The organism is Tessaracoccus terricola (assembly GCF_054776555.1).
Genome location: NZ_BAAHBS010000007.1, coordinates 123,282 through 146,436, shown reverse-complemented (window position 1 = coordinate 146,436; position 23,155 = coordinate 123,282). Strand labels below are relative to the sequence as shown.

Annotated in this window: 25 protein-coding genes and 1 pseudogene; 3 read left to right on the top strand and 23 right to left on the bottom strand. The window is 68.8% G+C overall.

Annotated features, from left to right (window positions below; genetic code table 11):
* Positions 1-152: 152 nt before the first annotated feature.
* From ACYU7G_RS16610 to rimP, 7 genes are all read right to left on the bottom strand, one after another.
* Positions 153-431 carry a YlxR family protein gene (locus tag ACYU7G_RS16610; protein WP_461109892.1) on the bottom strand — a complete coding sequence of 93 codons (279 nt, stop codon included), beginning with the start codon at positions 429-431 and terminating at the stop codon, positions 153-155.
* A 17-nt stretch (positions 432-448) separates the two neighbouring features.
* Positions 449-1,378, bottom strand: coding sequence for an amino acid ABC transporter permease (locus ACYU7G_RS16605; protein ID WP_461109890.1), 930 nt, complete (start codon positions 1,376-1,378; stop codon positions 449-451).
* Complete coding sequence (locus ACYU7G_RS16600) at positions 1,375-2,022, bottom strand: amino acid ABC transporter permease (RefSeq protein WP_461109888.1); 648 nt, start codon at positions 2,020-2,022, stop codon at positions 1,375-1,377. Before ACYU7G_RS16600 ends, ACYU7G_RS16605 begins: the two co-directional genes overlap by 4 nt.
* 37 nt (positions 2,023-2,059) lie before the next feature.
* Positions 2,060-2,902, bottom strand: coding sequence for a glutamate ABC transporter substrate-binding protein (locus ACYU7G_RS16595; RefSeq protein ID WP_461109886.1), 843 nt, complete (start codon positions 2,900-2,902; stop codon positions 2,060-2,062).
* Positions 2,903-2,931: 29 nt separating this feature from the next.
* Positions 2,932-3,684 carry an amino acid ABC transporter ATP-binding protein gene (locus ACYU7G_RS16590; protein ID WP_461109884.1) on the bottom strand — a complete coding sequence of 251 codons (753 nt, stop codon included), beginning with the start codon at positions 3,682-3,684 and terminating at the stop codon, positions 2,932-2,934.
* A 113-nt stretch (positions 3,685-3,797) separates the two neighbouring features.
* Positions 3,798-4,772: a transcription termination factor NusA gene (gene nusA, locus ACYU7G_RS16585; protein ID WP_461109882.1), complete on the bottom strand. Its 975-nt coding sequence runs from the start codon at positions 4,770-4,772 to the stop codon at positions 3,798-3,800.
* Between the two features lie 3 nt (positions 4,773-4,775).
* Positions 4,776-5,276: a ribosome maturation factor RimP gene (rimP, locus tag ACYU7G_RS16580; protein ID WP_461109880.1), complete on the bottom strand. Its 501-nt coding sequence runs from the start codon at positions 5,274-5,276 to the stop codon at positions 4,776-4,778.
* A gap of 75 nt (positions 5,277-5,351) precedes the next feature.
* Here rimP and ACYU7G_RS16575 point away from each other — a divergent pair, with 75 nt between their 5' ends.
* Complete coding sequence (locus ACYU7G_RS16575; RefSeq protein ID WP_461109878.1) at positions 5,352-6,281, top strand: DUF4439 domain-containing protein; 930 nt, start codon at positions 5,352-5,354, stop codon at positions 6,279-6,281.
* Between the two features lie 64 nt (positions 6,282-6,345).
* Here ACYU7G_RS16575 and ACYU7G_RS16570 read toward each other — a convergent pair whose 3' ends face one another.
* From ACYU7G_RS16570 to gdhA, 6 genes are all read right to left on the bottom strand, one after another.
* The gene (locus ACYU7G_RS16570; protein WP_461109876.1) at positions 6,346-8,127 is read right to left on the bottom strand and encodes a proline--tRNA ligase; all 1,782 of its coding nucleotides are present in this window, start codon (positions 8,125-8,127) and stop codon (positions 6,346-6,348) included.
* Positions 8,128-8,166: 39 nt separating this feature from the next.
* On the bottom strand, positions 8,167-9,000 hold the full coding sequence (locus ACYU7G_RS16565; RefSeq protein ID WP_461109874.1) for a GNAT family N-acetyltransferase: 834 nt from the start codon (positions 8,998-9,000) through the stop codon (positions 8,167-8,169).
* A gap of 1 nt (position 9,001) precedes the next feature.
* Entirely contained in the window at positions 9,002-10,144 is a 1,143-nt protein-coding gene (gene ispG, locus ACYU7G_RS16560; RefSeq protein ID WP_461109872.1) for a flavodoxin-dependent (E)-4-hydroxy-3-methylbut-2-enyl-diphosphate synthase, read from the bottom strand.
* A 37-nt stretch (positions 10,145-10,181) separates the two neighbouring features.
* The gene (locus ACYU7G_RS16555; protein ID WP_461109870.1) at positions 10,182-11,468 is read right to left on the bottom strand and encodes a M50 family metallopeptidase; all 1,287 of its coding nucleotides are present in this window, start codon (positions 11,466-11,468) and stop codon (positions 10,182-10,184) included.
* The gene (dxr, locus tag ACYU7G_RS16550; protein ID WP_461109868.1) at positions 11,465-12,667 is read right to left on the bottom strand and encodes a 1-deoxy-D-xylulose-5-phosphate reductoisomerase; all 1,203 of its coding nucleotides are present in this window, start codon (positions 12,665-12,667) and stop codon (positions 11,465-11,467) included. Before dxr ends, ACYU7G_RS16555 begins: the two co-directional genes overlap by 4 nt.
* A gap of 83 nt (positions 12,668-12,750) precedes the next feature.
* Positions 12,751-14,088, bottom strand: coding sequence for an NADP-specific glutamate dehydrogenase (gene gdhA, locus ACYU7G_RS16545; RefSeq protein WP_461109866.1), 1,338 nt, complete (start codon positions 14,086-14,088; stop codon positions 12,751-12,753).
* 121 nt (positions 14,089-14,209) lie between these two features.
* On the opposite strand from gdhA, the gene ACYU7G_RS16540 reads away from it, so the two are divergent.
* Positions 14,210-14,509: a hypothetical protein gene (locus tag ACYU7G_RS16540; protein ID WP_461109864.1), complete on the top strand. Its 300-nt coding sequence runs from the start codon at positions 14,210-14,212 to the stop codon at positions 14,507-14,509.
* A 21-nt stretch (positions 14,510-14,530) separates the two neighbouring features.
* Here the strand turns inward: ACYU7G_RS16540 and ACYU7G_RS16535 are convergent, their stop codons facing one another.
* The 4 genes and pseudogenes from ACYU7G_RS16535 to ACYU7G_RS16520 form a co-directional block, all read right to left on the bottom strand.
* The gene (locus ACYU7G_RS16535; protein ID WP_461109862.1) at positions 14,531-14,719 is read right to left on the bottom strand and encodes a GMC oxidoreductase; all 189 of its coding nucleotides are present in this window, start codon (positions 14,717-14,719) and stop codon (positions 14,531-14,533) included.
* 163 nt (positions 14,720-14,882) lie between these two features.
* Positions 14,883-15,779 (bottom strand): annotated as a pseudogene (locus tag ACYU7G_RS16530) (GMC family oxidoreductase N-terminal domain-containing protein); the annotation flags it as partial.
* Positions 15,776-16,363 (bottom strand): hypothetical protein, encoded by a 588-nt coding sequence (locus tag ACYU7G_RS16525; protein WP_461109860.1) that lies wholly within the window; start codon positions 16,361-16,363, stop codon positions 15,776-15,778. The pseudogene ACYU7G_RS16530 and the gene ACYU7G_RS16525, both read right to left, overlap by 4 nt.
* Before the next feature lie 96 nt (positions 16,364-16,459).
* Complete coding sequence (locus tag ACYU7G_RS16520) at positions 16,460-17,239, bottom strand: IclR family transcriptional regulator (RefSeq protein WP_461109858.1); 780 nt, start codon at positions 17,237-17,239, stop codon at positions 16,460-16,462.
* A gap of 131 nt (positions 17,240-17,370) precedes the next feature.
* On the opposite strand from ACYU7G_RS16520, the gene ACYU7G_RS16515 reads away from it, so the two are divergent.
* Positions 17,371-17,691, top strand: a complete 321-nt coding sequence (locus tag ACYU7G_RS16515; RefSeq protein ID WP_461109856.1) for a putative quinol monooxygenase — start codon at positions 17,371-17,373, stop codon at positions 17,689-17,691.
* Positions 17,692-17,694: 3 nt separating this feature from the next.
* On the opposite strand, the gene rlmN is transcribed toward ACYU7G_RS16515, so the two are convergent.
* The 6 genes from rlmN to rpsB form a co-directional block, all read right to left on the bottom strand.
* A complete protein-coding gene (gene rlmN / locus ACYU7G_RS16510; protein ID WP_461109854.1) occupies positions 17,695-18,822 on the bottom strand; it encodes a dual-specificity RNA methyltransferase RlmN in 1,128 nt (375 codons plus the stop codon).
* A 1-nt stretch (position 18,823) separates the two neighbouring features.
* Positions 18,824-19,687 (bottom strand): phosphatidate cytidylyltransferase, encoded by an 864-nt coding sequence (locus ACYU7G_RS16505; RefSeq protein WP_461109852.1) that lies wholly within the window; start codon positions 19,685-19,687, stop codon positions 18,824-18,826.
* Positions 19,687-20,244 (bottom strand): ribosome recycling factor, encoded by a 558-nt coding sequence (gene frr, locus ACYU7G_RS16500; RefSeq protein ID WP_461109850.1) that lies wholly within the window; start codon positions 20,242-20,244, stop codon positions 19,687-19,689. The genes ACYU7G_RS16505 and frr overlap by 1 nt, the downstream gene beginning before the upstream one ends.
* 29 nt (positions 20,245-20,273) lie before the next feature.
* Positions 20,274-20,987, bottom strand: coding sequence for a UMP kinase (gene pyrH / locus ACYU7G_RS16495; RefSeq protein ID WP_461109848.1), 714 nt, complete (start codon positions 20,985-20,987; stop codon positions 20,274-20,276).
* A gap of 123 nt (positions 20,988-21,110) precedes the next feature.
* Positions 21,111-21,923: a translation elongation factor Ts gene (gene tsf, locus ACYU7G_RS16490; protein ID WP_461109846.1), complete on the bottom strand. Its 813-nt coding sequence runs from the start codon at positions 21,921-21,923 to the stop codon at positions 21,111-21,113.
* Positions 21,924-21,952: 29 nt separating this feature from the next.
* Positions 21,953-22,936, bottom strand: a complete 984-nt coding sequence (gene rpsB, locus ACYU7G_RS16485; RefSeq protein ID WP_461109844.1) for a 30S ribosomal protein S2 — start codon at positions 22,934-22,936, stop codon at positions 21,953-21,955.
* Positions 22,937-23,155 lie beyond the last annotated feature (219 nt).

The window sequence follows — 23,155 nt, the reverse complement described above, 5'->3', positions numbered from 1 at the left end:
GGTCCGGACCAGTTAGTTTGTTGACTTGCTCATCGTTGGGTACTCATCGAGTGGTCATGAGCGTTAGCCCACTTTCTGGTTCGTGCCGACGCGGATCGTCGGCATTCAGCGATGCGGCCAGCGCACGATTCAGCGCACGGCCATCGTGCAGTCTACTCCCCCGAGGGGCCCCGAATCCAGCCGGGCGCCATCGCGGCCAGCTGTTCGGCGAGAGCGGCGTCCGGTTTCACCGCTGCCCGGAACGCCCTGCGCAGCGCGTTGCGCTTCAATGCGTTCTCCACGCACGTGGCCTCCGGGTGGAGGTAGGCGCCGCGTCCCGGCAGCCGTGGGCGGGTGGCGTCGACCACCTCGTCCCCCACCCGGACCATTCGGAGGAGCCGGTCCTGGTCATCGGTTCGACGACAGCCGAGGCAGGTGCGTTGGGGAGTCACGCTCCCAGACTACGCCGCTACTGCGCCCTGCCGTCGTCAACGAGCGACGGATCCTCCGTGACTCCCTGGGCCGCCAGGCTGAGGTCGCCGCCACCGGTCACGTGGGCACCGGCCTTCGGCCCCGACCGGGCCGCGATCCAGCGGGCGAGTGCCGAGAGCGCGAAGTTGACCACGAGGTAGATGCCCAACGTGACCAGGAAGATCGAGAAGGAGTACGTGGTGGAGCCGTAGTAGTCCTTCAATTGCTGGCTGATGCGCAGGATCTCGGGATAGGCGACGACGTAGGCCAGGGAGGTGTCCTTCAGCAGGACCACAAGCTGCGCGACGATGATGGGCAGCATCTGGCGGAACGCCTGCGGGAACTCGATGATGATCCGCGTGGTGAAGTCGGTCAGCCCCAGGGAGAGTCCGGCTTCCCGCTGTCCCTTCGGCAGCGCCTGCAGCCCGGCGCGCAGCGCCTCCCCGATGATGGCCCCGTTGTAGACGGTCAGCGCACCCACCACTGCCCAGTAGCCGCTGGTGGCCAGTGCCAGCAGGATGAACAGCATCATCAGCAGCACCGGCATGCCGCGGAAGAACTCGAGCAGGATGGCCGCGGGAACCCGGATCCACTTCTGGGGCGCGGTGCGTGCGAAGCAGAGCAACACCCCGAACAGGATCGCGAGCACGGCCGCAAGGCCGGCGGCGCTGAGGGTGCCCATGACCAGCCCGCGCCACAGCAGGGCGTGCCACACCTCGGTGCCCTCGAGGAAGATGTCCCACCGCTCCGGGGCCCAGAGCCCCGGGAGCACGGCGCCGTTGACCGTGGTGCGGGGCTGGCCGAGCCGGTAGATGAACCAGGCGAGGCCTCCGACCACTACCACGGCGGTGACGATGGAGAAGGCCCGTGACAGCAAGCGGGCGCGTGGGCCCGGTGCCTCGTAGAGGACGGTCGCCTTGTTGCTCATCGCAGCACCGCCACTCGCTTCTCGATCCGCGCGGCCACCTGGCCGAGCGGAATGGTGATGACCAGGTAGCAGAACGCGATCCCCAGCAGGATGGGGATGACGGCGTTGCCGTGGGCGTTGGAGAGGGTCTTGGAGATGGCGAACAGCTCCACCACCAGGAAGCCGCCCGCCACGGAGGTGTTCTTGGTGAGCGCGATGAACACGTTGATCAGCGGTGGCACCACCATCCGCATGGCCTGCGGGAACACCACGAGGGTCACCGTCTGCATGAAGTTGAGGCCGACTGAGCGGGCCGCCTCCGCCTGGCCCACGGGGACGCCGTTGATCCCGGAGCGCAGCGCCTCGGCGACGAACGCCGAGTGGTACACCGACAGCGCGATGTAGGCACCGAGCGTGGAGTGCACCCCGAGTTCCAGTGAGGGCAGCACGACGATGATGAAGAAGAACACCAGCGTCAGCGGGGTGTTGCGCACCAGCTCGGTGTAGCCGGTGGCGATCCAGCGCAGGCTCGGGATGGGTGAGATCCGCAGGAACGCGATCACCACACCGATGACGGAGGCACCCAGGCCGCCGACGACCAACAACTCCAGGGTCATCCGCAGCCCCAGCCAGTAGCTGTCGAGGTTGCCGAACACGGCGTCCATGGGTGCCTTCCGTCTCAGTGCAGGTCAGCTGCGCGGGTCAGTAGCGGTCGACTGCCGGGGGCTCGGGGGTGTCCAGCACGGTACCGGCCGTGTTCTCCCAGGCCTCGGCCCAGGAGCCGTCCTCGTAGGCCGCCTCGAGGGTGTCGTTGATGAACGTGCGGAACTCGTCGTCGCCGAGCGTCAGGCCGATGCCGTAGGGCTCCTCGGTGAAGGTCTCGGAGACCACCTCGAACTCGTCGCCGCTCTGGTCCACGAGACCGGCGAGGATCACGTTGTCGGTGGTCAGGGCCTGTGCCTCACCGGTCCGGATGGGCTCGAGGCAGTCGGAGTACTTGTCGACGGTGATGACGTTGTCGGTGTACTCGCGCACGTTCGTCTCCGAGGTGGATCCGGTGACGGTGCACACCGTCACGTCACCGAGCGTCTCGGGACCGGCGATACCGTCGGGGTTGCCCGCCGGGACGAGGAAGCTCTGGCCCGCGATGTAGTACGGCCCTGCGAAGTCGACGACCTCCTTGCGGGTGTCGTTGATGGTGTAGGTGGCGATGACGATGTCCACGGTGCCGTTCTCGATGAACGGCTCACGGTTCTGGGAGACCGTCTCGGTCCATTCGATCTTGTCCTCGGGGATCCCGAGCGCCTCGGCGATCAGCTTGCCGATCTCGATGTCGAAGCCCTCCGGGTCACCACTGGGGCCGGCGAGCCCGAACAGCGGCTGGTCGAACTTGGTCCCGATGGTGATCGACTGGGCCGAGGCGAGTTCGGCCATGGTCGAGCCCTCGGGGAAGTCGTTCTCGGCCGCGCCGTCGCCACCACACGCGGCGAGGGCGGGGATCGCGAGGGCCGCCACCGCGGCGGCTGCGAGCTTGTTGGGCTTCATGTTTCTCCTCATTTCTGGTTGGTCTGCATTCAGTGCAGGATCTTGGACAGGAAGTCCTGGGCCCTGTGGGAGGACGGGTTGGTGAAGAACGTCTCGGGCGGCGCCTCCTCGACGATGGCGCCGTCGGCCATGAAGACGACGCGGTCCGCAGCCTTGCGGGCGAAGCCCATCTCATGGGTGACCACGATCATGGTCATGCCGGAGTGCGCCAGCGCCACCATGACGTCGAGGACCTCGTTGATCATCTCCGGGTCGAGCGCGCTGGTGGGTTCGTCGAGCAGCATCAGCTTGGGGTCCATCGCCAGGGTCCGAGCGATGGCGACGCGCTGCTGCTGGCCACCGGAGAGCTGGGACGGCAGCTTGTGCGCGTGGTCCTGGACCCCGACGCGGGTCAGGAGCTCCATCGCCCGCTTCTCCGCCTCCTGCTTGGGCACCTTCTTCACCTTGATGGGCGCCAGCGTGACGTTCTCCAGGACGGTCTTGTGCGCGAACAGGTTGAAGGCCTGGAACACCATGCCCACCTCGCTGCGCAACTGCGCGAGCTGTTTGCCCTCCTCGGGCAGGCGTCTCCCGTCGATGATGATGTCGCCGGAGTCGATCGTCTCCAACCGGTTGATGGCGCGGCACAGCGTCGACTTCCCGGAACCGGATGGTCCGATGACGATCACCACCTCGCCCTTGGACACCTCCATGTCGATGTCCTTGAGGACGTGGTGCTCGCCGTAGTACTTGTTCACCCCGTGGACCTGGACCAGCGGGGATGACGTGCTCGCGTCTGGCATGGGCGTCAGACTAGGCCCAACGCCGGGCCACTCAGGGGAAATTTACCGCATCGTTACCCAATCGATTCCCTGGCGGCGGGTCCGGAGGAGCCGGATCCGCCGCCGGGTGCGCCTCAGTTCTGGGGCTGGGTGTCAGGCTGGATGTCGATGCGCCAACCGGTCAGCCGGGCCGCCAGGCGGGCGTTCTGGCCCTCCCGGCCGATGGCCAGCGAGAGCTGGTAGTCGGGGACGACGGCACGGCACGCTCGCGCCGACTCGTCGACTACGTCGACGGACATCACCTTGGCCGGGGACAGCGCGGCCGCCACGAACCTCGTCGGGTCCTCGGACCAGTCGACGATGTCGATCTTCTCCTCGCCGAGCTCATTAGTAACGGCCCGCACACGCTGGCCCATCGGGCCGATGCAGGCGCCCTTGGCGGAGATGTTCGGGTCGTTGCTCATCACCGCGATCTTGGTGCGGTGGCCGGCCTCGCGCGCGATCTCCTTGATCTCGACGACGCCGGACCCGATCTCGGGGACCTCCATCGCGAACAGCTTGCGGACCAGGTTCGGGTGGGTGCGCGAGACCACCACCTGCGGGCCGCGCAGTTCACGCCTGACGGCGACGACGTAGACGCGGATGCGGCGGCCGTGGGAGTAGTCCTCGCCGGGGACCTGCTCGGCCTGGGGCATGATCGCCTCCAGCGCGCCGAGGTCGACCCGCACGGCCCGGGAGTCGCGGTCGGCCTGGATGACCCCGACGAGGATGTCGCCCTCGGAGCCGGAGAAGTGGCCGAACTTCTGGTCGTCCTCGGCCTCGCGGAGGCGCTGGAAGATCACCTGTCGGGCGGTGGCGGCGGCGACGCGGCCGAAGTCCTCGGGGGTGTCGTCGTAGTAGCCCACCACCTCGTCGTCGTCGTCGAACTCGGGGGCGAGGACCGAGACCTTGCCGGTCTTGCGGTCCACCTCCACCTTCACGCCGCGCAGGGGGTGGTCGGTCTTGTTGTAGGCGTTGAGGAGCGCGTCCTCGAGGGTCTTGATGAGGTAGTCCATCGGGACTTCCTTGTCACGCTCGATGGCGCGCAGGGCTGCGAGATCGACGTCCATGGCTCAGGCCTCCTTGTCGGCGTCGTCGGAATCGTTGCGGAATTCCTTGGGCGGGTTCATCTCCACCTGGACCACTGCCTTGTTGATGTCGGCGATGGCGAAGTCACGGGTCTGGCCCTTCACGTCCAGTGTCACGGTGCCTTCCTCGACGCCCATGATGCGGCCCTCGACCTCACGCTCTGCCAGCCAGAGCCTGACGAGGCGGTGCAGGTTGCGGCGGTAGTGCTTGTCCTCCACCAGCGGCTTGCTGACGCCACGGCTGGTCACCTCGAGCGTGAACGGCGCCTGGCCGACGGCGGTGCTGTCGTCCAGGGCTGCGGAGATCCGGGCGGAGGCGGCGGAGATGTCGTCGAGCAGCGGGCCACGGCCCGCGGGGCCGTCCCCGTCGACGGTGATCCGGAGAAGCTTCCGCTTGCCAACGGGCGTGACGTCGAGGCCGTCGAGTTCGAGTCCGTGCTCGGACAGGATCGGCTCGACCAGTTCGGTGAGCTGGCTTTCTTGCATGGGGGATTCTCCGATTCGGTTGTATGACCTGATTGTGGTGACCACCCAGCATACGACGCCGGTAGGGTTCAGCACATGCTTTCCACCCGTCGAGGCGTCCTTGCGCTGTTCGGAGCCCTTCCCGGGGTGGCGTTGGCGGGCTGCGCCCCGAGCCCCGTCGTGACAGGTGGTCCGTCCGCCCCCTTCTCCCCCACCCCCACCGATCCGGTCCAGGCACCGGGTGCGGCCCGCGCCGCGGCGTGGACGACGGAGGTGCTGGCCCTGCTCGCAACGGCACCGGAGGCGGAAGCCGAGTGGGCGGCCGCAGCGACGGTGCAGGCCCAGGTCCACTTGGCGCGGCTGGACTCGGCGGACCCGCTGGTGCCCGAGGCCGAACCCGTGTTCACCACCCCACCGGCCCCCGACGCCGCCCCCGCCGACTTCGACGCCGCCCTCGAGGCGCTGCTGGGCGACGGCGTCGAACTGTTCACCGGCCTCGTGGGCGCGGCAGGCACGCAGCCCGAGCGACTGCTGCACGCCTCGTTGGCCGCTGCGGCCGCGGGCCTGCGGAACCGCAGCCTGCCACCGGTCCCCGGCGAGGGAGAGCCCATCAGATTCCCCGAGACCACCTTCGAGGGTTCCCTGCTGGTGGCGCTGAGCCACGTCTGGGCCCTGCTGCACGGTTTGGAGGTGGGCCTCGGGCGCCTGTCCGACGGGGACACCCGCGACGCCGCCGCCACCCGGTTGGCGAGCGCGCGCCAGCTCCGGAACGACCTGCGTGCCGCAGTCGAGGGCGAGTCCCCGGAGCAGGAGGTGGCCTACGAGCTGCCCAACGCGATGGCCACCGCCGAGGAGGTCAGGGCCGGACTCGCGCTACTGGAGGAGGGAGTCCTGGACGCCCTGGCGCGGCTGGTGGCCTCCGGTCCCGAGGGGGACCGGTGGGTGGCCCCGATGCTGCGGCAGGTGCCCCGGGTGCAGTCCTGGGGCGGCCCGCTCCCCCACTGGCCGGGGTGGGCGCGGGTCTGAGCCGGCTTTTTCAGTTTCCCTGAGGCGCGAGGCTCGTTCCTCGCACCTCAGGGCAGCTGGCGCCTCAGGCCTGCTTGGCGCGCGCCAGTTCGAGAACCGCGTCCACTGCGGCGCCCACCGCCACTTCGTTGCGCTCGCCCGTGGCGCGGTTGCGGACCTCCACCACGCCGTCGGCGAGGCCACGGCCGACGACGACAGTGATGGGCATGCCCATGATCTCGGCGTCGGCGAACTTCACGCCCGGGCTGGCCTTCCTGTCGTCCACGAGTACGTCGAGCCCCTGCTCGGACAGGGCGGCGGCGATCCGTTCGGCCTCCTCGAAGACTGTGGCGTCCTTGCCGGTGGCGAGGACCTGCACCTGGTACGGGGCCAGCGCGAAGGGCCAGCTGAGGCCCTTGTCGTCGGCGGTGGCCTCTGCGACGGCGGCCACGGCGCGGGAGACGCCCACGCCGTAGGAGCCCATCGTGACGGTGACCAGTTTGCCGTTGCGGTCGAGCACCTTGAGGCCCATGGCCTCGGCGTAGCGGCGGCCGAGCTGGAAGATGTGCCCCATCTCGATGCCGCGGGCCAATGTCATGGGGCCGGAGCCGTCGGGCGCAGGGTCCCCCTCGCGCACGTCGGCGACGTCGAGAGTGCCGTCGGCGGTGAAGTCACGGCCCACGGTGACACCGCTGAGGTGCTCGTCGACGACGTTCGCGCCGGTCACCCAGTGGGTGCCCTCCACGACGCGGGGGTCGGTCAGGTAGCGGATGCCGGTGACGGACTCCTCGCCCAGCACGCGGGTGCCGTCGAGGCTGACGGGCGAGATGAAGCCGACCTTGAGGTCGGGGTACTTCTCGAAGTCATCCGCGGTGAAGGGCTGTGCCACGGCCGGCTCGAGGGCGGCCTCGAGGCGCTTGGCGTCCACCTCACGGTCGCCGGGCAGGCCGAGCGCCAGCGGGTGGGTCTCGCCGTTCGGCTCGGTGACCAGGAACAGCACGTTCTTCAGGGTGTCGGCGGCACTCCAGCCCTCGGGACGGGCGTGCTCCGCGTTCAGGAGCTCCACCACGGCGGCGATGCTGCCCGCACCGGGCGTGGCGACGGTGGCCATGGCGGGTGCGTCGGCCACGGACAGCGCCTCGGGTGCGGCCACCCGGACGGCCTCGACGTTGGCCGCGTAGCCGCCCTCGGAGCGCACGAACGTGTCCTCGCCGTTGGCGGCCACGGCCAGGAACTCCTCGGAGCGGGAGCCGCCCATGGCGCCGGCCATCGCCGAGACGATGACGTAGTCGAGGCCGAGGCGCTCGAAGATGCGGATGTAGGCGCCGCGGTGGGCCTGGTAGCTGGCGTCGAGGCCGGCGTCGTCGACGTCGAAGGAGTAGGAGTCCTTCATCACGAACTCGCGGCCGCGGAGCAGCCCGGCGCGGGGACGGGCCTCGTCGCGGTACTTCGTCTGGATCTGGTAGAGCGAGAGCGGCAGGTCCTTGTACGAGTTGTACAGGTCCTTCACCAGGAGCGTGAACATCTCCTCGTGGGTGGGGCCGAGCAGCATGTCGGTGCCCTTGCGGTCAACGAGCCGGAACAGGTTGTCGCCATAGTCGGTCCAGCGGTTGGTGGCCTCGTAGGGTTCGCGGGGCAGCAGGGCGGGCAGGTGCACCTCCTGCGCGCCGATGGCGTCCATCTCCTCGCGGACGATCGCCTCCACCTTCTGCAACACCTTCAGCCCCAGCGGCAGCCACGAGTAGATGCCCGGGGCCACCCGGCGGATGTAGCCGGCGCGGACCAGCCAGCGGTGGCTGGGGACCTCGGCGTCGGCCGGGTCGTCACGGAGGGTGCGTACGAAGAGGTTGGAGAGTCTGGCGATCACGGGGGCAACTCTACTTCAGCCCGGGGACTGCTCTTGCACTCAGTAGTGCACGGTGGCAAGCGCACCGACCGTGCGGAACCCGAGCCGCTCGTAGGCGCGGATGGCGGGGGTGTTGAAGTCGTTGACGTAGAGCGAGACCAGCGGGAACCGCTGCATCACCAGCCGGAGCATGGCCGCCAGCGCCGGCACGGAGAGTCCCTCGCCGCGTCGGTGCGGGTGGACCCAGACGCCCTGGAGCTGTGCCTGGTTGCCGAGCTTGGGGCCCAGGTCCGCCTTGAAGACCACCTCGCCCTGCTCCACGATGCCGTAGGCGTCGCCCTGCTGGAGGCGTTCCTTGACGTAGCGCTCGTAGCCGCCGCCGTACTTGAACGGTGAGCTGCCGATCTCCTCGGTGTACATGTGCACCGACGCCGCCAGGTAGGACTCGTACTCGCGGGTGCTGAGCAGCCGGACCCGCTCGTCACCATCGGCAGATGGCGGACGGTCCAGCACCATCAGGGGTTGGCGCTGCCGCACGTTGGACACCTTGCCCCAGGCGCCCGGCCAGCGCTCGATCAGGCCGACGTAGAGCCCGAGGGCCGTCATGCTGGGGCCGAGGATGGAGGCGGCAGTGCGGGAGGGTCCCAACGCACGGACGAAGGCGGGGACGGCGTCCGGGTCGAACCCGGCCGGGAAGATGGTGCCTCCGTCGAGGCACAGGGCGGTCAGCCTGCCCTCGCGCTCGAACCCGTGGATCTTGCCGACGCGGCGGCGGTCGATGCCGTACTGCGCGATCTTCGCCGCAAGGAACAGGTTCTCCACCGGGCGCTGTGCCAGGAGGGCCTCCACCTCGTGGAGGTCGTCGGGCCCGAGCGGCCTCAGGCCGGCCGTCATCTCAGGAGACCGAGACCTCGGGCGCACCGACCTCACCCATCTCTGCAGCGAGGCGACGGGCCTCGACGAGGAGGGTCTCGACGATCTCGGCCTCGGGAACGGTCTTGATCACCTCGCCCTTGACGAAGATCTGGCCCTTGCCGTTGCCGGAGGCGACACCCAGGTCGGCCTCCCGGGCCTCACCGGGGCCGTTGACGACGCAACCCATGACGGCCACGCGCAGCGGTGCCTCCATGCCCTCGAGGCCCTTGGTGACCTTCTCCGCGAGCGAGTACACGTCCACCTGGGCGCGGCCGCAGGAGGGGCAGGAGACGATGTCCAGCTTGCGGGGGCGCAGGTTGAGGGACTCGAGGATCTTCAGGCCCACCTTGACCTCCTCGGCCGGCGGGGCGGACAGGGACACGCGGATGGTGTCGCCGATGCCCTGGCTGAGGAGCGCGCCGAACGCGACGGAGGACTTGATGGTGCCCTGGAAGGCGGGGCCGGCCTCGGTGACACCGAGGTGGAGCGGGTAGTCGCACTGCTCGCTGAGCATCTCGTAGGCGCGGACCATCACCACCGGGTCGTTGTGCTTGACCGAGATCTTGAAGTCCCGGAACCCGACCTCCTCGAACAGGGAGGCCTCCCACATGGCGGACTCGACGAGAGCCTCGGGCGTCGGGGAGCCGTACTTGGCGAGCAGGCGCTTGTCCAGGGAGCCGGCGTTGACGCCGATGCGCAGGGAGACGCCCGCGTCGCTGGCGGCCTTGGCGATCTCGGCCACCTTGTCGTCGAACTGCTTGATGTTGCCGGGGTTCACGCGCACGGCGGCGCACCCGGCGTCGATGGCGGCGAACACGTAGCGCGGCTGGAAGTGGATGTCGGCGATCACGGGGATCTGGGACTTCTTGGCGATGATGTGCAGCACGTCGGCGTCGTCCTGGCTGGGGACGGCCACGCGCACGATGTCACAGCCGGTGGCGGTGAGCTCGGCGATCTGCTGCAGGGTGCCGTTGATGTCAGTGGTCTTGGTGGTGGTCATCGACTGCACCGAGATGGGTGCGTCACCGCCGACGAAGGTGGAGCCCACCTTGATCTTGCGAGTCTTGCGACGGGGGGCAAGTGTCGGTGCGGGGGCAGCGGGCATTCCAAGACTCACGGACATGGCCCCCAGAATACCCACCAGTTCCGGAGGGAGTGAATCAGAAGAGCTGGATCGGGCTGATGATGTCGGCGAGGATCAGCACGGCGCCGCCGAGGAGCAGGAATCCGCCCACCACGTACACGACGGGGAGCAGCTTGGCGGTGTCCGCCGGGGCGGGCCTCGGGCGGCCCCGCAGCTTCGCCCAGGTCCGGCGCACGCCGTCGTAGAGGGCGGCGGCGATGTGGCCGCCGTCCAACGGCGGCAGCGGGACCAGGTTGAGCAGGGCGACGAAGAGGTTGACGCTGCCCAGCAGGGACATCCAGCTGGCCACGCGGTCGGCGGCCGGGATCTCGTCGGCCGCACCGATCTCGCCGGCCACGCGGCTGGCCCCGACGATGGAGATGGGGCTGTTGACGTCGCGGGGTTGGCCGGTGACCAGGTCCGCGCCGACGTTCCAGACCCGCACCGGGAAGTCCACCAGGGCCACCACGGACATCTTGGTCATGTCCCACATCTGCACGACGGTGGCGACGGGACCGGCCTTGGTGAGCTCGTTGGTGGGTGAGACCCCGAGGAAGCCGGCCTCCACGTAGGTGGTGGGATCCAGCCGGTCCTGGACGTGGTGCAGGACGGTGTTGACGGTGGGGAGGGTGATCTCCTGGCCGTCGCGTTCGACGACGACCGTGGCCTCACCGTCGCGGTTGGCGCGGATCAGGTCACCCATCTGGGTCCAGTCGGTCAGGGGGTGCCCGTTGAAGGAGACCAGGACGTCGCCCACCTCGATGCCGGCCTCGGCGGCGGGGGTGGGCGGGTCGGTGTCCAGGCACGCGGCGGGTTCGCGGCCCTGCGGGATGACGCAGTCGCTGACGTGGGCCACCTCGAGGGTGGGCTGGTAGGTGCCGTGGATGGCGTTGATGCCGAAGAAGATCCCGAAGGCCAGCAGGATGTTCATGGCAGGCCCGCCGAACATCACGATCACCCGCTGCCACACCGGCTTCTGGTAGAGCAGTCGCCCTTCGTCGGCGGGGGTGATCTCCTCGTACTCGAAGCTGCGGGCCTCGTCGGCCATCCGGGTCAGCCAGCCCTTGGGCTTGTCCTGGGAGCGCTCCGGCGGGTACATCCCGATCAGGCGCACGAAGCCGCCCAGGGGGATGGCCTTGATGCCGTACTCGGTCTCCCCCTTCTTGCGGGACCACAGCGTCTTGCCGAAGCCGACGAAGTACTGGGTGACCTTCACGCCGAACAGCTTGGCGGGCACCATGTGGCCCACCTCGTGCAGCGCGATGGAGGCCATGATCAGGGCGAAGAACAGGACCGCCAGGCCGATGATGGTGAGGGTGGTCATGCGCGCTCCCCCACCAGTTCGGCGGCGCGGGCGCGGCCCCAGGCGTCGGCGGCCAGGACGGCCTCGACACTGAGCTCGGGGTCTGCGACATGGCCGGCTGCGAGGTGCTCGTCCAGGCAGTCGGTGATCACGTCGACGATCTCGGGGAAGCGCAGGCGGCCCTCGCAGAAGGCGTCCACGCAGGCCTCGTTGGCGGCGTTGTAGACGGCCGGCGCGGTGCCGGCGGCCTTGCCGGCGCGGCGCGCGAGTTCCACGGCCGGGAACGTCTGGTCGTCCAGCGGCTCGAAGGTCCAGGTGGCGGCCGTGGTCCAGTCGCACGGCGCGGCGGCGTCGGGCAGGCGCGCGGGCCAGGTCAGGGCCAGCCCGATGGGCAGCCGCATGTCCGGCGGGGAGGCCTGGGCGATGGTGGAGCCGTCGCAGAACTCCACCATGGAGTGGACCACGGACTGCGGGTGGACCGTCACGACGACGTCGTCGAGGGCCACGTCGTAGAGCAGCGCCGCCTCGAGCAGTTCGAGGCCCTTGTTGACGAGGGTGGCGGAGTTGATGGTGATGACGCGGCCCATGTTCCAGGTGGGGTGGGCCATGGCGTCCTCGGGGCGCACATCCTCCAGTTCGGCACGCGTGCGGCCGCGGAACGGTCCGCCCGAGGCGGTTAGCACGAGGCGGCGCACCTCGTCGCGGCGGCCCCCGCGCAGGGCCTGCGCGAAGGCGGAGTGCTCGGAGTCGACGGCGATGATCTGGCCCGGTGCGGCGGCCCCGGTGACCAGGCGGCCGCCGATCACGAGGGACTCCTTGTTGGCCAGGGCGAGGGTGGTGCCGGCCTCCAGGCAGGCGAGGGTGGGCTGCAGGCCGGCGGCGCCGGTGATGGCGTTGAGGACGAGGTCGCACTCGCTCGCGGCCAGTTGGGTGGCCGCGTCCGGTCCGAGGAGGATCTTGGGCAGTTGGTAGTCCCCCGTGGCCCAGCCGCGTTGGGAGGCCTCGGCGTAGAGGGCCTGCTGCAGTTCCCGGCCGGCGGTGGCCTTGGCCAGCGCCACCGTCGCAGGTGCGAACTCGATGACCTGGCGCGCCAGCTCCGCGATGTTGCCCCCGGAGGCCGCCAGGGCGACGACGTCGAACTCGTCACGGCGGGTCCTGATGACGTCGAGGGTCTGGGAACCGATGGAGCCGGTACTGCCTAGGAGGACGATTCTGCGCACCGTCTCAGTCTCTCACGCGGGACAAGACGACGCTCGCCCCCTCGGACCGGGTCCAAGGGGGCGAGAAACACCGCTGGGTGGGATCAGACCACGCCGAATGCCTCCATGGCGTTGGCCACCTTGCGGAAGCCACCGATGTTGGCGCCCATCACGTAGTTGCCCGGGTCTCCGTACTCGTCGGCGGTCTCGGCACAGTCGTCGTGGATGCGCTCCATGATCTTGGTGAGGCGCTCCTCGGTGTACTCGAAGTCCCAAGAGTCCCGCATGGCGTTCTGCTGCATCTCCAGGGCGGAGGTGGCCACGCCACCGGCGTTGGCCGCCTTGCCGGGGCCGTAGAGGATGCCGGCCTCCTGGAAGTGGCCGATGCCCTCCGGGGTGGTGGGCATGTTGGCGCCCTCGGCGACGGCGATGACGCCGTTCTTGATCAGGGTGGCGGCGTTGGCGCCGTCGAGCTCGTTCTGCGTGGCGCACGGCAGGGCGACGTCGACGGGGAGGTCCCAGATGCTGCCCTCGGTGGCCAGTTCGGCGCCGGGGCGGCGGGCGACGTAGTCGGAGACGCGGCCGCGCTCCACCTCCTTGACCTGCTGCAGCAGTTCGAGGTCCACGCCGTTCTCGTCGACGACGTAGCCGCCGGAGTCGGAGAACGCGATCACCTTGCCGCCGAGCTGGTGGACCTTCTCGATGGCGTAGATGGCGACGTTGCCGGAGCCGGAGACGGACACGCGCTTGCCGTCGAAGCTCTGGCCCTTGGTCTTGAGCATCTGGTCCGCGAACACGACGGTGCCGTAGCCGGTGGCCTCCTTGCGGACCAGGGAGCCTCCCCAGTCGAGGCCCTTGCCGGTGAGGACGCCGGACTCGTAGCGGTTGGTGATGCGCTTGTACTGGCCGAACATGTAGCCGATCTCGCGGCCGCCGACGCCGATGTCACCGGCGGGCACGTCGGTGTACTCGCCCAGGTGGCGGTACAGCTCGGTCATGAAGGACTGGCAGAAGCGCATGACCTCGTTGTCCGAGCGGCCGCGTGGGTCGAAGTCCGAGCCGCCCTTGCCGCCGCCGATGGGCAGGCCGGTGAGGGAGTTCTTGAAGATCTGCTCGAAGCCGAGGAACTTGATGATGCCGAGGTAGACCGACGGGTGGAACCGCAGGCCGCCCTTGTAGGGGCCGAGCGCGGAGTTGAACTCGACGCGGAATCCACGGTTGACCTGGACCTGGTTGTTGTCGTCCAGCCACGGGACGCGGAAGATGATCTGGCGCTCGGGCTCGCAGACGCGCTCGAGGATCTTGGAGTCCAGGAGTTCCGGGTGCTTCCGGACCACTGGCTTGAGGCTGTCGAAGACCTCCTTGACGGCCTGGTGGAACTCGGCCTCCCCGGGGTTCCGGGCCACGACCGACTCGTAAATGCCCTGCAACCGCTCTTCCATAGCTCTCCTCAAATCCTTGCGCTTTTCAACAAACAGGCCGATCCTAGCTTCCCTGCCCCGGATCTCCCCATCCGGTGACCAGTTTCCATGATGTGGTCCAGGCCGACGTAGGCTTGGGGGCATGCAGCGAAGGCCCCGCGGACCGCAGTTCGAACGCTCCCAGGAGCAGCGAGTTGTGATCGGGGACTACCAGCCGGCAACCCGCCCCGAGCCGGCGCCGCCGTCGCACAGCAGCCGCAGGCCCACCCTTCTCGAGAGGCTGAAGGCGCGGTTCAGGGGCGAGGCGGTCGAGTCGCGCAAGGGCCCGGACTTCCAGCAGCCCGAGGGTGCCGCACGGGTGGGCAGGTACGAGGGCCGGCGGCGCAACCGGTCGTCCGACCAGCCGCGCCACCGGCCCACCGGCTACGAGTCGAACGACTGAACCGGCTTTCTGGGGGGAACCTCAGACCTCACCCTTCCTGAGTGCCTCGGCGAGGTACTCGGCCTGTCGGATGGCCAGTGCCACGATCGTCAGCGTCGGGTTGGCCGCGGCGCCGGTGGTGAACTGCGAACCGTCGGAGATGAACAGGTTCGGCACGTCGTGCGCCCGGCCCCACTTGTCCACCACCCCGTCCTCGGGCCGCTCGCTCATCCGGCAGGTGCCCAGGTTGTGCGTGGACGGGTACGGCGGGGTGCGATGCGTGCCGACGGCACCGACGCTGCGGTAGAGCTTCTCCGCCGGCCATGGTCTCGCCGCGGAACATGTGGACGGGCTTGTCGAACTGGGCGTAGACGCTGGCGGTCATGTGGCGCATGTAGTTGCGCCCCACCTGCCCCGAGGAGTTGGCGAGGCCGTCGGGGAACAGCGACGACGAACTCAGGTGGAGCAGGCGCGGAGTCTCGATGGAGTTGCCCGCCACGCACACCACCTTGGCGGCCTGGCGGTGGAGGTTGCCCTCCTTGTCCAGGTAGATGACGCCGTTCACCCGCCCGGTGCGGTCGTGCAGGATCTGCGCAACGTGGGAGTCGGGGCGCAGGTCCAGCAGGCCGGTGTCCAGCGCCCGCGGGATCTCGCGCACCATCGTGGACCACTTGGACTTGTTCTTGTCGCCCTGGAAGTTGAAGCCGTCCTGGATGGAGGCGGGCCGGCCGTCGTAGGGGGCGGCGTTGGTGCCGTAGGGGCCGGTGGCGTAGTAGCGGTAGCCGAGTTGCTCGGCACCTGCGGCCAGCACCTTGTAGTTGTTGTTGGCCGGCAGCGGTGGCCGCCCACCGCGGTGGGTGGAACCGATGGCGTCCTCGGCGCGCGTGTAGTAGGGCTCGAGCTCCGCCAGGGTGATGGGCCAGTCCAGCAGGTTGGCCCCGTCGATGCGCCCGTAGACGCTGCGGGTGCGGAACTCGTGCTCCTTGAACCGGGGCGTGGCACCGGACCAGTGGGTGGTGGTGCCGCCGACGGCCTTGACCACCCAGGCCGGCAGGTTTGGGAAGTCCTTGTGAATGCGCCACGAGCCGGAGGTGGTGCGGGTGTCGGTCCAGGCCATCTGGTTGAAGGCCTCCCACTCGAGGTTCATGTAGTCCTCGTTGCGCAGGTACGGCCCGGCCTCCAGGACGACGCACTCGATGCCCTGCTTGGTCAGTTCGTGGGCGAGGGTGCCGCCGCCCGCACCCGAACCGATGATGACCACGGCCTCGGTGTCGTGCTCGATGTGCTTCATGAACGCTTCCTTCCCGAGCCGACGCGCCCGGAGCGGGCCTTGCTCTGTCCTGCGGGGACCGCGGCACCCTTGGTGCTGCGGGTGCTCGCGGCCGTGGGCAGGTCGGAGACCACCTCCTGCAGCGGCTCGCCGTCGTACTCCTCGATGCGTGGTTCGGGGAGCCAGTCGAGGTCATTGAAGCCCCTGTCGATGTAGCCGCCCTTGTCGAACGACGGCCCCTCGTAGCCGAGTGCCTCCCAAACCTCCTCGTCCTCGTAGAGGTTCACCACCACGGTCTGGCGCACGAAACCGAAGAAGGTGGTGTGCTGGACGCGCAGCAGCACCAGGTGGGCCTCCTCCGGGGTGAGTTCGTGGAACGTCCCGCCCGTGAGGCCCTGCAGGGAGTCCAGGCCCTGCGCGAGCTTCACCCTCATCCAGGTGCTCGCGTCGGCCTGTTCCTGCACGGTTGCGGCGGCCCGCTCGTAGGCCGTGTCCGGCACCGCGGCGTGGGGGAACGCCGCCCGGACCAGTGCGACGAGGGTGTTCCTGAGTTCCTCGGACCCCTCGGCGTCGTTGACTGCCTCACCGCTTCCTGATGCGCCCATTGCATCTCCTTCCGGCTGCGTTGCCAGTGTCTTGGCCACAACCTAGGAAGACGGCGCGCCGTCGGCAACGGGCGTTATCGCCGGATGAGAACGGGCTCAGGAGTGGCTGGTTCCCAGCCGGTAGGCGCGGCCGGCGCGGGAGGCGCAGGCCCGGACGCGGTCCTCGACGTGGCGGGTGCGGCCCTCGTAGGCGGCCACGGGTGCGGACACGGCCACTGAGCCGATCAGCATGCCGTCGTCGGCCTTGATGGCGGCGGCCATGCAGTCGGTTCCGGTCTGGAACTCCTGGTGCTCCCACGCGACGCCGCGCACGGAGATCTCGTCCAGTTGGCTGCGCAGCACCCCCGCGTCGGTGATGGTGCGCGGGGTGTGGGCCCGCAGGTCGCCGTTCGCCAGCCAGGCGTCACGCTCCTCGGCCGGCAACGAGCCCAGCCCCATCTTCCCGAACGCCGTGGCGTGTGGGCTCTCGTGGAAACCGAATCCCATCGGGCTCAGCCGCGGGTACCGGGGCGAGTCGGCCACGAACGCGACGACGAACTCGGTCCCGCGATGGATGGCCAGGTAGGCGGCCATCCCGAGGTCCACGTGCAGGGAGCGCACCTCCTCGCGGACGCTCCTCGGGATGCCGAGGTCCTCGTGCAGGCCCACCGCGAGCCGGTGCAGCTGGTAGCCGAGCGCGAAGCGTTGCTCGTCCTTGAGGTGCACCAGGTACTCGGCCCGGATGAGCTCCTGGGCGATCCGGTAGACCGTGGGAAGCGGGATGCCGGTGACGTCGGCGGTGGTGCGTGCGGTGCTGCTGCCGTGCTCCGCCACCGCCTCGAGCACCGCGATGGCCCGCGCGATCTGCCCCGGCCGGACGCCGTCATCTCGCAACATCAACACTCCTCGTCGAGCATGGTTTGCGCCCCATTGTGCAGCAGGAGCGTTCTTGCCTTGCGAGAATCGGAGTTCCCGTTGCCCTCCGGTACGGGCAGGCTGTGTGCAGGACCCCGAAGGAAAGGACAGGCATGTACCTGATCAACGTGAAGTTCCCCATCAAGCCCGAGTTCGCGGACCAGTGGCCCGAGATCTCCCGAGAGTTCACCGAGACCACCCTCGCCGAGCCCGGCTGCCTCTGGTTCGAGTGGTCGCGCAGCGTGAAGGAGCCCAACACCTACGTGCTGGTGGAGGCCTTCACCGACGACGGCGCCGGCCCGCACGTCAACTCGGACCACTTCCGGAAGATGCAGGCCGAGTTCCCCCAGTACCTGACCGCCACCCCGTTGATCGTCTCCAAGCAGGTGGACGGGGACGGCTGGGCCCCGATGGGGGAGCTGAAGGTGGAGTGAGCCTCAGGCGCTCTCGGCCGTGACGGTGGCCGCGAGCTGGCCGCAGGCACCGTCGATCTCGCTGCCGCGGGTGTCCCGGAGCGTCACCGGGACACCGCGGCGCTCCAAGGTCTGGATGAAGGCGCGCTCGTCGGCCTTGCGGGACGCGGTCCACTTCGATCCCGGGGTGGGGTTCAGCGGGATCAGGTTCACGTGCACCCAACCCCAGTCGCCGCGCCGCTTCAGCACGTCGGCCAGCAGGTTCGCGCGCTCCACCTGGTCATTGATGTCACGCATCATGGCGTACTCGATGGAGACCCGTCGCTTGGTCTTCTGGGCGTAGGCCCAGGCGGCGTCCACCACCTCGTCTACCTTCCAGCGGTTGTTCACCGGCACGATCTCGTCGCGCAGTTCGTCGTCGGGGGCGTGCAGCGACACCGCGAGGGTCAGCGGGAGCCCCTCCTCGGTGAGCTTGTTGATCTGCGGCACCAGCCCCACGGTGGAGACCGTGATGCCGCGGGCGCTCATCCCGAAGCCGTTCGGGGAGGGCTCCAGCAGGGTGCGGATGGTGCCCATCACGGCCTTGTAGTTGGCCAGCGGCTCCCCCATGCCCATGAACACGATGTTGTTCAGGCGGCCGGTCGCGCCGGGCACCTCACCGGCGGCGAGCATCTGGTTCGCGGCGAAGGCCTGCACCGTGATCTCGGCCTGCGACAGGTTGCGCTTGAGGCCTCCCTGGCCGGTGGCGCAGAACGGGCAGGCCATCCCGCAGCCGGCCTGGGAGGAGATGCACAGGGTGGAGCGGTTGGGGTAGCGCATCAGCACGGACTCCAACAGGGAACCGTCGTGCAGCTTCCACAGCGTCTTGACGGTGGCTCCCTTGTCGGCGGTGCGTCGCGTCACCTGCTCCAGCAGGGAGGGGAAGAGCTGCTCGGCGAGGTCGCCACGGATGGCGGCCGGAACGTCGGACCAGCCCGCCGGGTCGTCGGAGAGGTGGTCGAAGACGTGGCGGGAGATCTGGTCCGCGCGGAATTTGGGCAGGCCGAGCTTCTCCGCGGTCTCGCGGCGCTCCTCGGGGGTCAGGTCGAGCCAGTGGCGCGGCGGCTTGCCGCGGCGCGGTGCTTCGAAGACCAGTGGCAGGAGAGTTGGCATTTCAGGCCCCCAGGGCGAGGTGTAGTACGAGCCAGCCGACGGGGACCGCGGCCAGCAGCGAGTCGAGCCGGTCCATGACACCACCGTGCCCGGGCAGGAAGTTGGACATGTCCTTGATCCCGGCGTCGCGCTTGATCAGCGACTCGACGAGATCGCCCAGTGTACCCGCCAGTGCACAGGAGACGCCCAGCACCAGCCCCAGCCACCAAGGACCGTCCAGGAACAGCATCACCGAGGCCACCCCCACGGCGGCGGCAGTGGCGACGCCGCCGACAACGCCCTCCCAGGTCTTGCTGGGACTGATCTGGGGGGCGAGCTTGTGCCGGCCGAAGAGGGATCCAAAGGTGTAGGCGCCCGTGTCGGAGGCAACCACGGCCAACACGATGACCAGGATCCGGAACACGCCGTCGGCCTCCCCCATCAGGAGGGAGACGAACACACCCAGCAGCGGGATGTAGGCGATGATCAGGGCCGAGGCCGCGGCGTCGCGGAGGAAGCCCTCCGGTCCGCCCCGCAGTCTCGCGGTGAAGCTGGCGAGCAGGGTGGCGCCCAGACAGACGACGATGAAGTTGGACGGCGCCATCAGCTCGAGGCGGGCGACGAGCCAGCCGCCGACGATGCTCACCGCGGTGCCGATCACGATGGGCACGATGGCCGAGTGCATGCCCTTGCGTTGCAGGGCCATGTGCACCTCGACGGCACCCAGGCACAGTGCGACGGCCGTGAGGAGGACGAAGAACCAATGCGCCCACACCAGCCCCACCACGAGTGCCGCGATCAGCCCGAGGCCGACGCCGATGGCGGCCGGCAGGTTCCGGCCACCCTTCGGCGTGGAGGCGGGTTCGCTCGCGACTGTGGTGGGCATCAGATCTCGGTGAGCTCGGCTTCCTTGGCCTTGAGGAGGTCGTCGACGCTCTCCACGAACTTCTTGGTGGAGGCGTCCATCGCCTTCTCGGCGCGGGCGAGGTCGTCCTCGCTGATGTCGCCGTCCTTCTCGAGCTTCTTGAGCTGGTCCATGGCCTGGCGGCGGAGGTTGCGCAGCGTGACGCGGGCCTCCTCGGCCTTGGCCTTGGCCATCTTCACGTACTCCTTGCGGCGCTCGGCCGTGAGTTCCGGCATGACGACGCGGATGGAGTTGCCGTCGTTGCTCGGGTTGACGCCCAGCTCGGCGTCGCGGATCGCCTTCTCGATGGCGGCGATGGCGCTGCGATCAAAGGGGGTGATCAGCATGGAACGCGGGTCTGACGAGGTGAAGGTGGCCAGCTGCTGCAGCGGGGTGGGGGCACCGTAGTAGTCGGCCTGCAGGGACGAGAACATCGCGGGGTGGGCCCGGCCGGTGCGGATGGTGGCGAGGTCGTCGCGGGCGAAGTCCACCGCCTGCTGCATCTTGCCCTGGGCTTCCTTCTGGGTTTCGGCGATCATGGTCCGACCGCCCTCCTTCCTTTGTGGGGTCAGCGGGTGACGAGCGTCCCGATCTGTTCACCGTCGACGACGCGAGCGATGTTGCCGGGCTCGGAGAGGTTGAAGAACACGATGTTCAGGTCGTTGTCCCGGGCCAGCGCGATGGCGGTGGCGTCGGCGACCTTCAGGTCCTCGGAGAGGAACTGGTCGTGGGTGAGGTGGTCGAACTTGGTGGCGGAGGGGTCCTTGACGGGGTCCGCGTTGTAGACGCCGTCGACGCCCTGCTTGCCCATCAGGAGCACCTCGGCGCCGATCTCCAGCGCACGCTGGGCGGCGACGGTGTCCGTCGAGAAGTAGGGCATGCCGGAGCCGGCGCCGAAGATGACGAGGCGACCCTTCTCCATGTGGCGCTCCGCGCGGCGCGGGATGTAGGGCTCTGCGACCTGTCCCATGGTGATGGCGGTCTGCACGCGGGTATTGACCCCCTCCTTCTCGAGGAAGTCGGACAGCGCGATGCTGTTCATTACGGTGCCGAGCATGCCCATGTAGTCGGCACGGTCGCGGGCGATGCCGGACTGGCTCAGCTCGGCGCCGCGGAAGTAGTTGCCGCCGCCGACCACGACGGCCACCTGGACGCCGCGGTTCACGACGTCGGCGATCTCCTTGGAGATGCTGCGGAGGGTCTCCGGGTCCACGCCCAGCTTGCCCCCGCCGAAAACTTCACCCGAGAGCTTCAGCAGCACCCGCTTGTATTGCTTGGTCATTGGTCCCCTCGGGGTTCGTGGCGGTCAGTTCGGTTTGCAGCCTATCGTCCCGGGGACACCCCCGGACGCAGACGGTGGCGTGTACCGCGAGATCTCGCGGCACACGCCACCGGGTTGTTGCACTCAGGCGGTGATGGCGAAGCGGGCGAACCGCGTCACCTCGGCACCGGCGGCCTTGAGCAGGTCACCGACGCTCTTCTTGTCCTCCCAGACGGCCGGCTGGTCCAGCAGCGCGACGTCCTTGAAGTAGCCACCCACGCGACCCTCGACGATGCGGGAGATGGCAGCCTCGGGCTTGCCCTCCTCGCGTGCCGTGGCCTCGGCGATGCGACGCTCGTTCTCCACGACGTCGGCGGGGACGTCGTCGCGCGAGACGTAGCTCGGGCTCATGGAGGCGATCTGCATGGCCACCTGGTGGGCCAGGGTCTCGTCACCACCGGTGTACTCCACCAGCACGCCGACCTGCGGGGGCAGGTCCGCGGCGCGGCGGTGCAGGTACAGGTGGGTGGTGCCGTCGAAGTGGGCGGCCTTGGCGACGGAGATGTTCTCCCCGATCTTGACGCCCAGTTCCTTGACGGCGTCGGCCACGGTCTCACCGGAGGCGAGCTTGGCGGCGTTGGTGGAGTCCACGTCGGTGGCGCCCTGCGCGATGATCGCGTCGACGATCTGGTCGGCCAGGCCCACGAACTCCGCGTTCTTGGCGACGAAGTCGGTCTCGGCGGCGAACTGGATCAGGACGCCGTCCTTGCCCGCGACGATGCCGTTGGCGGCCTCACGGTCCGCACGCTTGGCGGCCTTGGCCAGGCCGTGGACGCGCAGCACCTCAACGGCCTTGTCGTAGTCACCCTCGGCCTCGACCAGTGCGTTCTTGGCGTCCATCATGCCCGCGCCGGTGGCGTCGCGGAGCTTCTTAACGTCTGCGGCTGTGATTGCCATCAGTCAGTGTTCCCGTCTGGGTAGGAGGATTACTTGGTTTCGGTGGTCTCTTCGGTGGCCTTGACCTCGGCCGCCTCGACGTCCGCCTCGGCGGCGAGCTTGGTCTCGACGACCTCGGCGGCCTCGGCGGCCTCCTCTGCCTTGGCCTCCTCGGCGGGAGTCTCCTCAGCAGCAGGAGCCTCGGCGGCGGGAGCCTCGGCAGCGGGAGCCTCGGCAGCGGGAGCCTCAGCAGCGGCGGCGGCCTCGGCCTCGGACTTGGCGAGCAGCTCGCGCTCCCAGTCGGGCATGGGCTCGGCCTCGGCCTGCTCGCCGGACTTGCCGGAGGAACGCTCGATCAGGCCGGCGGCGACGGCGTCGGCGATGATGCGGGTCAGCAGGGCGACGGAACGAATGGCGTCGTCGTTGCCGGGGACCGCGTAGTCGACCTCGTCGGGATCGCAGTTGGTGTCGAGGATGCCGACCACGGGGATCCGCAGCTTGCGGGCCTCGTCAACGGCGAGGTGCTCCTTCTTGGTGTCCACGATCCAGACCGCCTGCGGGGTCTTGGTCATGTCCCGGATGCCACCAAGGGTCTTGTCGAGCTTGATCTTCTCGCGCTCGAGCTGCAGCAGTTCCTTCTTGGTGAGGCCGCTGGCGGCGACGTTCTCGAAGTCCATGACCTCGAGCTCCTTGAGGCGCTGGATGCGCTTGGAGACGGTGCCGAAGTTGGTCAGCATGCCGCCGAGCCAGCGCTGGTTCACGAAGGGCATGCCGACGCGGGTGGCCTGCTCCTGGATCGCTTCCTGCGCCTGCTTCTTGGTGCCGACGAACAGCACCTGGCCGCCGCGCGAGACGGTGGACTTGACGAAGGCGTAGGCCTTGTCGATGTAGCTCAGGGAGAGCTGCAGGTCGATGATGTAGATGCCATTGCGCTCGGCGAAGATGAACCGCTTCATCTTGGGGTTCCAACGACGGGTCTGGTGTCCGAAGTGGACGCCCGACTCCAGCAACTGGCGGGTGGTGACGACGGCCATGGCCGTTCCTTTCACAGCGGACGCTCGCGTCCGCCACTTTCTCGGGTGGGTACTGTGCCCCACGGTGGTTCGTACGGGACCTCGCGCGGGCGAGGCCGTTCCTGATGCACCCGGTGGCGGCACCCGACGAGCGGGACCACGCGGCCACCGACGGTTTCCCGTGAAGCGCATGCGAAGTCAATCGGCGAACCGATTGCGGTGGACATTCTAGACGCCGCC